This is a genomic window from Collinsella sp. i06-0019-1H4 (assembly GCF_042849575.1).
Lineage (GTDB): Bacteria > Actinomycetota > Coriobacteriia > Coriobacteriales > Coriobacteriaceae > Collinsella.
The window spans coordinates 715,334-727,921 of sequence record NZ_BAABYB010000001.1 but is presented as its reverse complement, the minus strand read 5'-3'; the positions used below and the strand labels follow the sequence as shown (position 1 = coordinate 727,921).

General features: G+C 61.3%; 11 protein-coding genes. 3 read left to right on the top strand and 8 right to left on the bottom strand.

Annotated elements, in window-relative coordinates; all coding sequences use genetic code 11:
- The first annotated feature begins 187 nt into the window (after positions 1 to 187).
- A complete protein-coding gene (locus ACGHEN_RS03065) occupies positions 188 to 1,186 on the top strand; it encodes a bile acid:sodium symporter family protein (protein ID WP_055250622.1) in 999 nt (332 codons plus the stop codon).
- Between the two features lie 30 nt (positions 1,187 to 1,216).
- On the opposite strand, the gene ACGHEN_RS03060 is transcribed toward ACGHEN_RS03065, so the two are convergent.
- Together ACGHEN_RS03060 and ACGHEN_RS03055 are read right to left on the bottom strand one after the other, a co-directional pair.
- A complete protein-coding gene (locus ACGHEN_RS03060; RefSeq protein ID WP_055250624.1) occupies positions 1,217 to 2,014 on the bottom strand; it encodes a DUF4931 domain-containing protein in 798 nt (265 codons plus the stop codon).
- 3 nt (positions 2,015 to 2,017) lie between these two features.
- Positions 2,018 to 2,695: a copper homeostasis protein CutC gene (locus ACGHEN_RS03055; protein ID WP_390397266.1), complete on the bottom strand. Its 678-nt coding sequence runs from the start codon at positions 2,693 to 2,695 to the stop codon at positions 2,018 to 2,020.
- A 306-nt stretch (positions 2,696 to 3,001) separates the two neighbouring features.
- Between ACGHEN_RS03055 and ACGHEN_RS03050 the strand changes: the two genes are divergently transcribed.
- A complete protein-coding gene (locus tag ACGHEN_RS03050) occupies positions 3,002 to 4,123 on the top strand; it encodes an IS110 family transposase (protein WP_117846440.1) in 1,122 nt (373 codons plus the stop codon).
- 426 nt (positions 4,124 to 4,549) lie between these two features.
- On the opposite strand, the gene ACGHEN_RS03045 is transcribed toward ACGHEN_RS03050, so the two are convergent.
- The 6 genes from ACGHEN_RS03045 to ACGHEN_RS03020 all read right to left on the bottom strand — a co-directional run bounded on the left by ACGHEN_RS03045 (position 4,550) and on the right by ACGHEN_RS03020 (position 10,848).
- Positions 4,550 to 5,251, bottom strand: a complete 702-nt coding sequence (locus tag ACGHEN_RS03045; protein ID WP_117774297.1) for an ABC transporter ATP-binding protein — start codon at positions 5,249 to 5,251, stop codon at positions 4,550 to 4,552.
- Positions 5,252 to 5,263: 12 nt separating this feature from the next.
- A complete protein-coding gene (locus ACGHEN_RS03040; protein WP_089573307.1) occupies positions 5,264 to 6,124 on the bottom strand; it encodes an ABC transporter ATP-binding protein in 861 nt (286 codons plus the stop codon).
- Positions 6,114 to 7,193: a branched-chain amino acid ABC transporter permease gene (locus ACGHEN_RS03035; protein WP_390397263.1), complete on the bottom strand. Its 1,080-nt coding sequence runs from the start codon at positions 7,191 to 7,193 to the stop codon at positions 6,114 to 6,116. Before ACGHEN_RS03035 ends, ACGHEN_RS03040 begins: the two co-directional genes overlap by 11 nt.
- A gap of 9 nt (positions 7,194 to 7,202) precedes the next feature.
- Positions 7,203 to 8,084: a branched-chain amino acid ABC transporter permease gene (locus ACGHEN_RS03030; protein WP_117582912.1), complete on the bottom strand. Its 882-nt coding sequence runs from the start codon at positions 8,082 to 8,084 to the stop codon at positions 7,203 to 7,205.
- Positions 8,085 to 8,223: 139 nt separating this feature from the next.
- A complete protein-coding gene (locus tag ACGHEN_RS03025) occupies positions 8,224 to 9,411 on the bottom strand; it encodes an ABC transporter substrate-binding protein (protein WP_390397261.1) in 1,188 nt (395 codons plus the stop codon).
- Positions 9,412 to 9,681: 270 nt separating this feature from the next.
- On the bottom strand, positions 9,682 to 10,848 hold the full coding sequence (locus ACGHEN_RS03020; protein WP_089573311.1) for an ABC transporter substrate-binding protein: 1,167 nt from the start codon (positions 10,846 to 10,848) through the stop codon (positions 9,682 to 9,684).
- A gap of 252 nt (positions 10,849 to 11,100) precedes the next feature.
- Here ACGHEN_RS03020 and ACGHEN_RS03015 point away from each other — a divergent pair, with 252 nt between their 5' ends.
- The gene (locus tag ACGHEN_RS03015; RefSeq protein WP_195919453.1) at positions 11,101 to 12,444 is read left to right on the top strand and encodes a homoserine dehydrogenase; all 1,344 of its coding nucleotides are present in this window, start codon (positions 11,101 to 11,103) and stop codon (positions 12,442 to 12,444) included.
- Positions 12,445 to 12,588: the final 144 nt, after the last annotated feature.

Here is a 12,588-nt window from a genome sequence, read left to right as displayed (position 1 = left end):
GCAGATCTGTTGAACGGATTTATTATACCGTGCGGCACGGACGCAGAGCCTCGCGGCACGCCCTGGTTTCGGTAAACGAGGCCGGTAATAGCCTCGAAATAATCGAGCGTTTCTGACGCACGGACGCATGCGAGCGTCTAGCATATCCATTCAAACGAGTTCGCGGATAAAGGGAGTCACGGGGCATATGAAGCAATGGGTTGGACTGGGAAAGTTCCTCGCGGGGCATATGCAGGTCATCGTTCCGATTTGCGTAACGCTCGGCGTGCTCTTTCCCCAGCAGATCGGCGTACTCAAGCCCATCGTTCCCGCCCTCTTCGCCTTTATGACGTTCCAAGGTGCGCTCAGCAACACCTTCCACCAGGTCGCTGAGGTGTTCCGCCGTCCCCTGCACCTGATTTTGGCGCTGCTCGTCTCGGCGGTGCTTATTCCCATAGCAGCCTATGCCATGGGATCGCTGTTCTTTGGCTCCAATCCCAACCTTGTCTGCGGCATCGTGCTCGAGTACAGCGTACCCGTGGCGGTCACTGCCTTTATGTGGATTAGCATGTTCGGCGGCAACGGCCCGCTCGCGCTCACCATCATCCTGACGTCCTCGGTTATCTCGCCTGTGACGATTCCGCTCACGCTGAAGCTCTTGCTGGGTGCCACCGTCTCGATCGATGTGCCGAGCATGATGCAGGACATGGCCTTTATGATCGCCATCCCCGCCGTGCTCGGCATCGTGATCAACGAGCTCACACGTGGATGGGGACACGAGAAGCTCTCCCCCGCGCTCTCGCCCGCCTGCAAGTTCATGATGATGGGCATTATCGCCTCCAACTCCACCGCCATGAGCGAGTACGTCCTGCACATGAACGCGATGCGTCTGGAAGTCGCCCTCTTTATTTTGACCTTCGCCATCAGCGGCTTTGTCGTCGGTTTTCTGGTCGCCCGTGCGCTGCATCTGCCATATAGCGAGACGACTACCATGTGCTTTACCTGCGGCATGCGTAACATCTCTTCGGGCGCCGTCATCGCCACACAGTACTTTCCAGGCGAAGTCGTGTTTCCCGTCATGTGCGGAACGCTGTTTCAGCAGATACTCGCCTCGTTTATCGGGCATCTCTTTGAGCGTCTGACCGGCGAGGAGCGCGCCGCCCAGCGCAAGCGTGTCGAGGCCGGCCGCGACGCCATGGCGCGCTAGACTGTCCGCATTACACGGGTGTTAATCTTGCTATACGAGCGTTTCCAGATGCGCACGCAAGCGCTCAGCATCGATATCGAGCGTTGTCTCGGCATTGACCTGGGCCAAACGATAGCCGACAAAGTAGGGCGAAACCACCCAACGCGGCAGCGCCTTGGCAATGGTCCGACCGCCCAGGTGATAGAAGAACAAGTTGTACGACTCTGCGCGACCACCGTGGTGCTCGTTCAGGATATAGCGCAGAGCCACCTGGATCGCATCGGCGAAGAGATCTGCCTCGGCTTGGTCTCTTGTGTCATCGCTGGCGGCGATTCCCTGCGGGGCTGAAACGTTGACCTCAAAGAACCCCATGATCGGTTCGGTTGAGATGTTGGCCGCGATTCTCCCCTGTTGCCAGACATTGATGCCTTCGAAATTGGCGGAAGTCAACGAAGCATAGCCGTCTTCCTGCTCCAAACCCACAATCTGCATGTGCGGATGAACGAGACTACCGCCCGAGAGAGGACCCTTGTTCTTGTACATGAGCACGCTTCGATACTGCCGTGAATCGATCATCTGCTGCCAGCAATCCAGGGCAAACCTCATCACATGGTGGAGTTCATCTGGCTCATAGGTCACCAGGTCGGCATCGTGATCGGCTGACTCGATCAGCACGGTTTGACGGGTGGCGCGCAGGGTTTTGAACTTATTCTCGAGCCAGATGCAGTCGCCGTCGCGCCGGATGATATTGGCGAGTCCCTCGGTATCGCAAAAGGGGCACGCGGTGCCAGGGCGCCGGTTGTCGTCGGGCTTGCCGCTCGCCTGCTGAACGTCAAATACCAGCGCCACGGGTTACGCCTCCAGCGGCACGATCTTGGTGCCATGGAGCTCGGAGACGCCCAATGCCGCCGCCACGGTATCGCGGTTGGCCGTGGAAATGCCGCCGCCGGGAAGGATGGTCAGGCGGTCGCCCGCATACTCGACAAGACGCGATAGGTGCTCCAGATTGTCCTCGATCGGCGTTCCGGCAGCACCACCATGCGTCAGGATACGCGTGATGCCGCAGTCGGCGAGTGTGTCGACGGCATCGAGCTGAGCCTCGGGCGAGAGCTGGTCAAACGCCATGTGGAAGGTGATGTCAAGGGACTCGCGCTTGCACTCCTCGGTCGCGCAGCCCGCGGCCATCACGAGGGCGCCCAACGTAAGCTCGTCGAGCGCCCAGCCGCCGGCACAAGGCTTGCAGCAGCCAAAGACCAAGCCATCGGCGCCGGCGCTCACGGCAAGACCCAAGTCCATCTCCATCATGCGCAGCTCGTCCTGGTTGTAGTGAAAGTCACCGCCACGCGGGCGAATCATGCACATCGCTCGTGCGTCATGCTCGTGAGCATAGCTGACCGTAGCGCTGATAACACCAGCCGAGGGCGTAGTGCCACCGACGGCAAGGTTGTCGCACAGCTCGATGCGCTTTGCACCGGCATCGATAGCCGCCGGCACCCGCTCAAAGTTCTCGGCACAAAACTCGTACAGCATAGATAGACCCCCAGATGGCAAACGTTTTCCGATGGGCATTGTCGCACGCCCCCATGAAGTTGCGGTGGAATAGGGACTGTTTTGGCCTCTGAGGCTCCCATTTAGTCCCTATTCCATCGCAACATAAAGGGGGTAGTCGTTGGCATCTGCCACAACGTCGATGTTTTGGCAACGACAGACACTATGACCCAATCCGAGGGCACTAAAAAGATAGGAGCCCCCGCTCGTGACCGCGGGTCGGGGCTGCGACAATGATGTTGAAGTGCCATAGGCGCAGCCGCGCCGCAACGAGGTTGGGAGGCTCCCATGCCAAAGTATTCTACCGCGTTCGGGATGGACGTCCACCTGAGGTCGACCACCGTCTGCGCCCTCGACGCGGACACCGGCGAGGCCGTGACGAGGAGGTTCCCCGGCAACCCCTGGGGCGAGATCGCCGGGTGGATGGACGGGTTCCCCGGGCCGTCGCTCGCGGCCTACGAGAGCGGCTACCTCGGCTTCGCCCCGCAGAGGGAGCTCGCCGGGCTCGGCGTCGAGTGCGTCGTCGCCGCGGTCTCGAAGATCCCCAGGTCGGCCGCCGACTCGGCCTCCAAGAACGACAGGAACGACGCCGCCAGGATGGCCAAGGCGATACTCGCCCACGACATCTCCCCCGTATGGGTCCCCTCCCCCGAGGTCGAAGGCATCAGGGACCTCGCCGGCGCCTACGACGGGGCGACCGCGCGCCTGGCGACCGCCAAGCAGCGGCTGCTCGCCTTCCTCGCGAAGCGAGGGTTCGCCTACGGCGGCACCACGCCCGCCGGCAACCCGAGGAAGTACTGGACCTACGACTTCCTGAGGTGGCTCGACAAGGTCAGGCCGGAGGACGATGGCGGGGTTCGGACGCTCGCCGCCCTGAGGAACGAGGTCGAGGCCGCGGCGGAGGCCCGGGCGGACCTGCTCTCCGAGTACAGGGCGGCCGTGGATGCCAGCCCGATCGCCGCGGAGGTGGCCGCCCTCCAGTCGATCAAGGGCTGCGCCTTCGCGCTGGCCGCGGCCTTCTCGGCCGAGGTCGGCGACTTCACGAGGTTCCGTTCCGGAAGGCAGGTCACGGCCTACTTCGGCCTCGCGCCGAGTCAGAGGTCGAGCGGCGACTCCGTGCGGCTCGGAGGCATCAGCGGCGCGGGCAACGCGCTCGTGAGGAAGCTGGCCGTTGAGGGCTCATGGTGCTACGCCGCGGCACGGCACCAGCCGAAGCTCATGCCGAGGGACACGGGCGTGCCCCTCGAGATAAGGATGCACGGGAGGAAGGGGTCCGAGCGACTCCTGCGGCGGCGCGAGGAGATGCTCGCCCGCGGCATGCCCGCGGCGAAGGCCAACGCGGCCACCGCGGCCGAGCTCGTGAGGTGGCTCTGGGCCCTCGGCATGATGTGCCGGGAGGGCGCGGAATAGACATAGCCCCCGTCCCGGCGAGCCGGGCGGCCTTCGGGGACACCCCCTATTTCGCTGTGCGCGCGGAGCCCTCCGCATGCGCCCCGACAGACTTGGGGAACCCCGCCGAAGGAATGGAGTGCGGGCCGACAGAACGGTATCCGCGGATATGAGACTGAGCCGAAGGCGTCGACGACATGCCGGGGGCGGACCGGGACGGGTTAACGGCAGGCCCCGCCGACCGATTGCAAGCGGTCGGCGGGGCCATTGTGGCTCTTGACAGCGGATTGGGTCATATGAGCGAAAGCCCGCCAGAGCGAGCAAGGTGCCTTGAAACGAGGCGGCATTGACCTTCTGGTCATGCCGCCCTCTTTGAATGACAAGTTGTCGCTCTGGCGCTCGCGCAGCGTCGAGCCGTTACGCGGTTTGGTAAAACCGCGTAACTATCTAGCCGCCCAGGTAGGCTTTGCGGACGTTGTCGTCGTGGAGCAGCTCTTGGCCGCTGCCGGTCATGGTGATCTTGCCGGTCTCGAGCACGTAGCCGCGCGTGGCGATTGAAAGCGCCATCTGGGCGTTCTGCTCGACCAGAAGCACCGTGGTGCCGGCCTTGTGCAGGTCCTCGACAATCTGGAAGATCTGCTCAATCAGAATCGGCGCCAGACCCATGGAAGGCTCATCGAGCATGAGCAGCTTGGGGTTGCTCATAAGGGCGCGCCCCATAACGAGCATCTGCTGCTCGCCGCCCGAAAGGGTGCCGGCGACCTGGCGACGGCGCTCCTTAAGGCGCGGGAACTGCTCGTAGACGCGCTCAAGGCCCGGAGCCACCGTGGACTTGGGCTGCGTGTAGGCGCCCATCTCCAGGTTCTCCTCGACCGTCATCTGCAAAAAGGCGCGACGGCCCTCGGGCACCTGGGCCAGGCCCTTGCCCACCAGTTTATCGGCAGGCGTATGGGTAATGTCCTCGCCCATAAACTTGATGGAGCCGGTCTTGGAACGCAGCAGGCCCGAGACGGTCTTAAGCGTCGTGGACTTGCCGGCGCCGTTCGCGCCGATCAGGGCCACGATCTCGCCCTCGTTGACGTTAAAGGAGATGTCCTTGATGGCGTGGATGGCGCCGTACCAGACGTTGATGTTGTAGACGGAAAGCATCGGCTCTGCCATTTAGTTCTCCCCCTTATCCTGCTTGCCCAGATACGCCTCGATAACAGCGTCGTTATTCTGGATCTCCTCGGCCGTACCCTTGGCGATGACCTTGCCAAAGTTGAGCACGCAGATGCCCTCGCAGATGTTCATGACGAGCGACATGTCATGCTCGATAAGCATGATGGCAATGCCAAAGGTGTCGCGGATCTTGACAATGTTCTCCATGAGCTCCGCGGTCTCGGACGGGTTCATGCCGGCGGCAGGCTCGTCGAGCAGCAGTAGCTTGGGGTTGGTGGCAAGCGCGCGGACAATCTCCAGACGACGCTGAGCGCCGTATGGCAGCGATCCGGCCTGCTCGTTTGCCAGGTGCTCCATATCAAAGATGGACAGCAGCTCCATGGCGCGCTCGTGGGCGGCCTTCTCGTGCTTCCAATACGTCGGCAGGCGCAGCACGCCCTCAAAGCCGGAGTAGCGCTCCTGGTTATGCAGGCCGACCTTAACGTTATCCTCCACCGTCATGGTGTTGAACAGACGGATGTTCTGGAACGTACGGGCAATACCCATGCGGTTGACCTGGTAGACCGACTTGCCCGAAGTGTCCTCACCGTCGAGCAGGATGGTGCCGTGCGTAGGCTGGTACACCTTGGTGAGCAGGTTGAAGACCGTGGTCTTGCCGGCACCGTTGGGGCCGATGAGACCGGCAATCTCGGTCTTGCCGATGGTTAGGCTAAAGTCGTCGACCGCCTTAAGGCCGCCGAATTCAATGCCCAGGTGAATGCACTCGAGCGCCGGGCGCTGGCCCAGGTCGCGGTCGGGAACGATGGCGCCAGAAGGATACGGGACCATCTTGCCCTTGTTGAACTCAAACTTACTGGGCATCGGCTGCCACCTCCTTCTTGGAAGCAAAGCGGTCCTTAATGCGTGCGAAGAACGCCTTGAGCTGTGGGTTGTTAGTAAAGACCATGACCAGAATCAACACGATGGCGTAGATGAGCATGCGGTAGTCCGAGAACTGACGGAGCAGCTCGGGGAGCACCGTGAGCAGCGCCGCGGCGATAACGGAGCCGCGCATATTGCCCAGGCCGCCGAGGACCACGAACACCAGAATGAGGATGGACGTATTGAAGTCGAACTTGGTAGCGGAAAGCTGCGAGAAGTTACCGCCGAAGAGGGCTCCGGCAGCGCCGGCGAGAGCGGCGGAAACCACGAAGGCGATCATGCGGTACTCGGTGACGGAGATGCCCACGGACTCGGCAGCGATCTTGTTGTCGCGCACGGCCATAATGGCACGGCCGGTACGGCTGCGAACCAGGTTGAGTACGATCACGAGCGCAACCATGACCAGGATGGCACCGGCGAGGAAGGTCGAGTACGTCGACACGCCCGAGGCGCCCTGGGCGCCCTTGATGATGGCGGTACCGTCCTCGAGCAGGTGCAGATCGTCGATTGTGGAGTTACCCGTGATGTTAAAGATCACGTGCAGGCCGCGGGAATCGACGCCCACAATGAGACAGGTGACGATCTCTTTGATAATCTCGCCAAAGGCCAGCGTCACGATAGCCAGGTAATCGCCGCTCAGGCGAAGGACCGGGATGCCGATCAAGAAGCCCAGGATAGCGGCAGCGATGGCGCCGACCACGATGCTGATGATAAGGCGCACCGGATCGGAGGGAACGGCGCTCTCGAGGGCGACCGCGGTGACGATGCCCGTGTAGGCGCCGACGCTCATAAAGCCCGCGTGGCCCAGCGACAAGTCGCCCGCGATGCCGACGACGAGGTTGAGGGAGATGGCCATGACGATATAGGCCGTGATGGGAACCAGCTGACCGGCGATCATGCGCGGAATCATGTGGTTGGACTGCATAAAGAACACGATGGCGAACGCCACAAGGCACATGGCGTACGTAACAAAGTCGTGACGCGTCTGCTTGTCTTTAAGAAACTTCATAACGCTCACCTACACCTTCTCGGGGACGTACTTGCCCAAGAGGCCGGCAGGCTTGACGAGCAGGACGATGATCAAAACACCAAAGACGATGGAGTTGGCAAGGCTCGTGGAAATGTAGGCCTGCGCCATCGCCTCGATGATGCCGATGAGAATGCCACCGACAAAGGCACCGGGGATGGAGCCGATGCCGCCGAAAACGGCAGCGTCGAAGGCCTTGATGCCAGGCATGGCGCCCGTGGTGGGCTGCAGGACCGGCGAGTAGGAGCACAGGAGCACACCGGCGATGGCAGCAAGGGCGGAGCCGATAGCAAACGTCATCGAGATGGTGCGGTTGACGTTGATGCCCATGAGCTGAGCGGCGGCTTTGTCCTCGGACACGGCACGCATTGCCTTGCCCATCTTGGTCTTACCTGTAAAGAACATCAGGCCGGCCATGATAACCAGGCAGGCGACGATGGTGACGAGCGATACGGCGCTTACATTGAACTTGGCCAAGAACTCCGGCACCTGGAAGGTGACGAGCGAAGTGAAGTTCTTGGGCGTGGCGCCCCACAGAAGCTGCGCGGCGTTCTGCAGGAAGTAAGACACGCCGATGGCCGTGATCAAAACGGCCAGCGGGCCCGCCTGACGCAGCGGCTTGTATGCCAGACCCTCGATGAGAACACCGAGAACGGTACAGACCACACAAGAGAGAATTACAGATGCCCAGCCCGGGAGGCCGAGATACGACGTGGCGCAGAACGAGACATAGGCACCGACCATGATAACGTCGCCGTGAGCGAAGTTCAGCATCTTGGCGATGCCATAGACCATGGTGTAGCCCAACGCGATGATGGCGTAGACGCTGCCCATGGACAGGCCGTTGACCAGGTATTGGATAAAGACCGTCATGTTCCACATCCCCCTTTCGAATAGGTTTCCAGTTAATGTATGAAACAGGGACGTTACACTGTCCCTAGATACCAAGCAAGCAGGGAAGGCCAAAACCTCCCCTGCTTGGGATCAAAACCGCTCTATGTAAGGCGGCTTATTAGGCCTGTACGTACTTGCCGTCGGTGATGACGTACGCCGTGGGCTCCTTCTGGACCTGGCCCTTATCGTTCCAGGTGAGCTTGCCGGTCAGACCGTCAACGGTAATCTTGAGCATAGCCTTAGGCAGCTTCTCGGCGACCTCGGTCGGGTCGGCGTCGACACCAAGACCGGCCTCCTCGAGGGCCTCGGCCACCGCGTGCACGCCGTCGTAAGCGTCGGCGGCAAACTGGTCCGGAGTCTCGCCATACTTATCCTTGTAAGCGTTGACGAAGTCGGCGTTCTTCTCGTCGTCGGCGGAGAACGGGGTCATGAGCAGCAGACCCTCGGCAAGAGAGGTGTCGAAGCCCTCAACGCCCAGGATGCCGTCCATGCCGTCGCAGCCCATCATCTTGACGTCGTAGCCCATGTCCTTGGCGTTCTTGAGCAGGACGGACGCCGGCGTGTAGTAGATCGGCGCAAAGATCATGGTAGCGCCGGCCTGCTTGGCCTTGGTGAGCTGGTTGGTAAAGCTCGTGGCGGAGTCGTCCTTAAAGGTCTCCTCGTCAACAATCTCGAGCTTGGATTTAGCGGCCTGAACCTTAAAGGAATCTGCGATGCCCGAAGAATAGGCGTCGCCGGAGTTATAGAACAGTACGAACTTCTCGTCCGCATACTTCTGCGCCAGGAACTTGGCAGCGTTGACGCCCTGGTTGGGATCGGTAAAGCAAACCTGGAAGACGCAATCCTTGCCCTTGGTGACGTCCTCGGAGGACGCGGACGGAGTGATCATGAACGTCTCGGGGTCGTTACCGCACTCGGCGGCAACGGCAACCGACGCACCCGTGGTGGTCGGGCCGACGAGGGCCTGCATGCCCCAGTCGAGCAGGGTGTTAAAGGCGTTGACGGCCTTCTCGCCGTCGGCCTGGTCATCCTCGGCCTTGCTGGCAAGCGGCAGCTCCTTGGTCGAGAAATCCTTGCAGCCAAGCTCGACACCCTGGGTAACGGACTTGCCGTAGGACGCGTTGGCGCCGGTCAGCGGGCCGATGGTGCCGATCTTAAACGAAGCGTCGCCCGAAGCGGGACCGCTGTCGCCGCCGTTGGAGGAGCAGCCAGCTAGAATAGACATCGCCCCCAGACCTGCTGCGCTCGCGATAACGCTCCTGCGATTCATAACAGGGTTCAATGACTTACCGGTGAGGCTCGACATGCGGCTCTCCTCTCAAATCTCGTCGGGTTTCGGTTACCCAACAGGCCATCCTTCGCCGTGTTCGGCGTTCGCAAAATAGTAGACGCTTTAGTTGAGAAAAGTGGCGATTATTTCAACTTTTCTTTTGTTTTGTCCGTTTATCCATAATTATGCGTATTTCTATTGGTTTATGCAGTTTAGCCACTTTATTGTGTGAAAGTAATGTTTCCATTCCGTTACAAGCGTCCCTGCCCTGAATAAAACGGCCTCACCGGTCGCACTTTTGCGCACTTAGGCGGCGATGTACTTGCCGTCCTGGATCACATAGGCTGTGGCGGGCTTCTCGACTTGGCCCTCGTCGTTCCACGTGAGCTCGCCCGTCAGGCCCTCGATCTTGATCTTGCGCATGGCCTTGGCAAGATCGCCGGCAATGTCGGCGCCGTCGGCCGTGATGTCGATGTCTGCCTTATCGATAGCCTCGACAATCGCATGGACGCAGTCATAGGCATCGGCGGCAAACTGGTTAGGCGTCTCGTCGTAGGCGTCCTTATATGCCTTGACGAAGTCGGCGTTCTTCTCATCGTCGGCAGAGAACGGGGTCATGAGCAGCACGCCCTCGGCAAGGGAGGTGTCGAAGCCCTCAACGGAGAGCAGGCCGTCCATGCCGTCGGTACCCATGAGGGTCATGTCGTATCCCATGTCCTTGGCGTTCTTGAGCAAAACGGACGCCGGCGTGTAGTAGATCGGCGCAAAGATGAGCGTGGCGCCGGCCTCCTTGGCCTTGGTGAGCTGGTTGGTAAAGCTCGTGGAGGAGTCGTCCTTAAAGGTCTCGGTATCGACGATATCAAGTTTGGACTCCTTGGCCTGCTCGGCAAAGGCATCGGCAACACCCGAGCTGTACGTATCGCCGGAGTTGTAGAACAGGGCGATCTTGGCGTCTGCATACTTCTCGGCCAAGAACTTCGCGGCGCTGGCACCCATGGTGGGATCGGTGAAGCAAACCTGAAAGACCGTTGTCTTATCCTTGGTCACGTCGAGCGACGAGGCCGAAGGCGTGACCATGAGCATATCGTCGGCGATCTCGCCCGAGACAGCGACGGCGGCACCAGTCGTGACGGGGCCGACGAGCGCCTGCATGCCCCAGTCGCACAGGGTATTGAAGGCGTTGATAGCCTTCTCGCCGTCGGCGACGTCATCCTCGGACTTAAGCGAGAGTTTGAGGTCCTTGGTCGAGAAATCCTTGGCGGCAAGCTTGGCACCCTTCTCGGCCGAAACGCCATAGGTTGCCGCGGCGCCGGTCAGAGGGCCGATGACACCGATCTTGAAGGTCTTGCCGTCATCGGCGGTGCCGCCGTCCGAGCCACCCGACGAGCAACCAGCGAGTGCTGCGGTGCTGCCGAGCGCCGCAGCGCCGGCGAGAAAGTTCCTACGGCTGAGCGTGCTGTTGATGTTGAACATGGTGTCCCCCTTTTTTCGCTGGCCGCGGTGCGGCCGTCTTGCGGTACAGGGCAAACCTTATGGCGCAAACGTTGACAGTTTGTTACGGAAGTCCGTTTGTAGCGAGCGTGTTTCCAATGTTTCCGCAGCGTTTCGGGGGTGCCGTTTTGTGCGGCTCCTGTTGCCTGGCGAGCACGCGCCCCCGGTTCACGCTAGAATGCACTCAACCTTTAAGCGGTTTATCCATCCATAAGATGCACGAAGGAGTTATCTATGAGCGAACCCCTGCGCACCGTGAACGTCGGTCTGATCGGTCTGGGAACCGTCGGCGGCGGCGTGGCCCGTCTGATCAAGAGCCACCACGATGAGTACCTGGCAGCCTACGGCATCGACCTTAAGCTGACCCGCGCCTGCGCGCTTGCTTGGGAGCAGGCCGAGGCGGCAGGCATTGAGCGCGAGGCCTTTACGAGCGACTGGCACGATGTCGTCACCGACCCCGCCGTCGACATCGTCGTCGAGCTGATTGGCGGCGAGCATCCCGCAACCGAGATCTTCACCACTGCCTTCGAGAACGGCAAGCATGTCGTCTCCGCCAACAAGGCCCTGCTGGGCCGCCATGTCGAGACGCTTGCCGAGAAGGCACGTGCGTGCGGCGTGCAGATTAAGTGCGAGGCCAGCTGCGGTGGCGGCATCCCCATTGTCAGCACGCTCGAGCACGACCTGGTGGGTAACAAGATCCTGACCATCGCCGGCATCCTCAACGGCACCACCAACTACATCCTGTCGCGCATGGACGCCGAGGGCGCCGATTACGCTGACGTGCTCGCCGACGCCCAGGCTAAGGGCTATGCCGAGGCCGACCCGTCCGCCGACGTCGACGGCTTCGACGCCGCCAGCAAGACGGCAATCCTCGCTTCCATCGGCTTTGGCACCCGCGTGACCACCGACGATGTCTACCAGCAGGGTATCCGTACCATCGGCGCCGAGGACATTGCCCAGGCCCGCGAGCTCGGCTACACCATCAAGCTGCTGGGGATCGCACGCAACACCGACGCCGGCGTCGACGTCCGCGTGCATCCCACGCTCATCCCGGCAGACCATATGCTCGCCAAGGTCAACGGCGCCATGAACGCCGTCTACGTGGTGGGTGACGCCGTGGGCGAAACCATGTTCTACGGTGCCGGCGCAGGCTCCTTCCCCACCGCGAGCGCCGTCGTGGGCGATATCCTGTCGCTCTCCGAGCAGATCAGCCGCGGCGTGGCTCCGCTGCCCGAGATTGAGCCCTATGGTCACAACCTCGCCTTTAAGCCCATGGACGAGCTCCAGACCAAGTACTATGTGCGCCTGAAGGTCGCCGACCGCGTGGGTGCCCTGTCCGAGACGGTCGACATCTTTGCCAAGCACAACATCTCGATCTCGCTCATCAACCAGGTCGAGGACGGCAAGTCGGGCGCCAGCGATACTTGCTCGGTCATCTTCCTGACGCACCGCGCGCTCGAGAAGGACGTCCAGGCTGCCACCGCCGAGCTTGCCAGCGTCGACTGTGTAGCCGAGGTCGCCAACGTCCTGCGCATCGAGGACGTTGAGGCCTGGACCGAAGGCGTCATGGCCAACTAGTCCACTACTTCGAACCTCAATGAGGCCCAACGCAAAAGGCGCGCTGTCTGCATCAACCGCAGGCAGCGCGCCTTGTTCTGCTTGCAGGGGAAGCTGCGTCCCGGTATTTCAGCTCAGAACGGGGCGAAGCTTCCCTCAGGGCCT

Coding starts and splice junctions, on each gene's coding strand:
- ACGHEN_RS03065 (WP_055250622.1), top strand. CDS start 188: ATGAAGCAATGGGTTGGACTGGGAAAGTTCCTCGCGGGGCATATGCAG.
- ACGHEN_RS03055 (WP_390397266.1), bottom strand. CDS start 2,695: ATGCTGTACGAGTTTTGTGCCGAGAACTTTGAGCGGGTGCCGGCGGCT.
- ACGHEN_RS03050 (WP_117846440.1), top strand. CDS start 3,002: ATGCCAAAGTATTCTACCGCGTTCGGGATGGACGTCCACCTGAGGTCG.
- ACGHEN_RS03045 (WP_117774297.1), bottom strand. CDS start 5,251: ATGCTTTCCGTCTACAACATCAACGTCTGGTACGGCGCCATCCACGCC.
- ACGHEN_RS03040 (WP_089573307.1), bottom strand. CDS start 6,124: ATGCCCAGTAAGTTTGAGTTCAACAAGGGCAAGATGGTCCCGTATCCT.
- ACGHEN_RS03035 (WP_390397263.1), bottom strand. CDS start 7,193: ATGAAGTTTCTTAAAGACAAGCAGACGCGTCACGACTTTGTTACGTAC.
- ACGHEN_RS03030 (WP_117582912.1), bottom strand. CDS start 8,084: ATGACGGTCTTTATCCAATACCTGGTCAACGGCCTGTCCATGGGCAGC.
- ACGHEN_RS03025 (WP_390397261.1), bottom strand. CDS start 9,411: ATGTCGAGCCTCACCGGTAAGTCATTGAACCCTGTTATGAATCGCAGG.
- ACGHEN_RS03020 (WP_089573311.1), bottom strand. CDS start 10,848: ATGTTCAACATCAACAGCACGCTCAGCCGTAGGAACTTTCTCGCCGGC.
- ACGHEN_RS03015 (WP_195919453.1), top strand. CDS start 11,101: ATGAGCGAACCCCTGCGCACCGTGAACGTCGGTCTGATCGGTCTGGGA.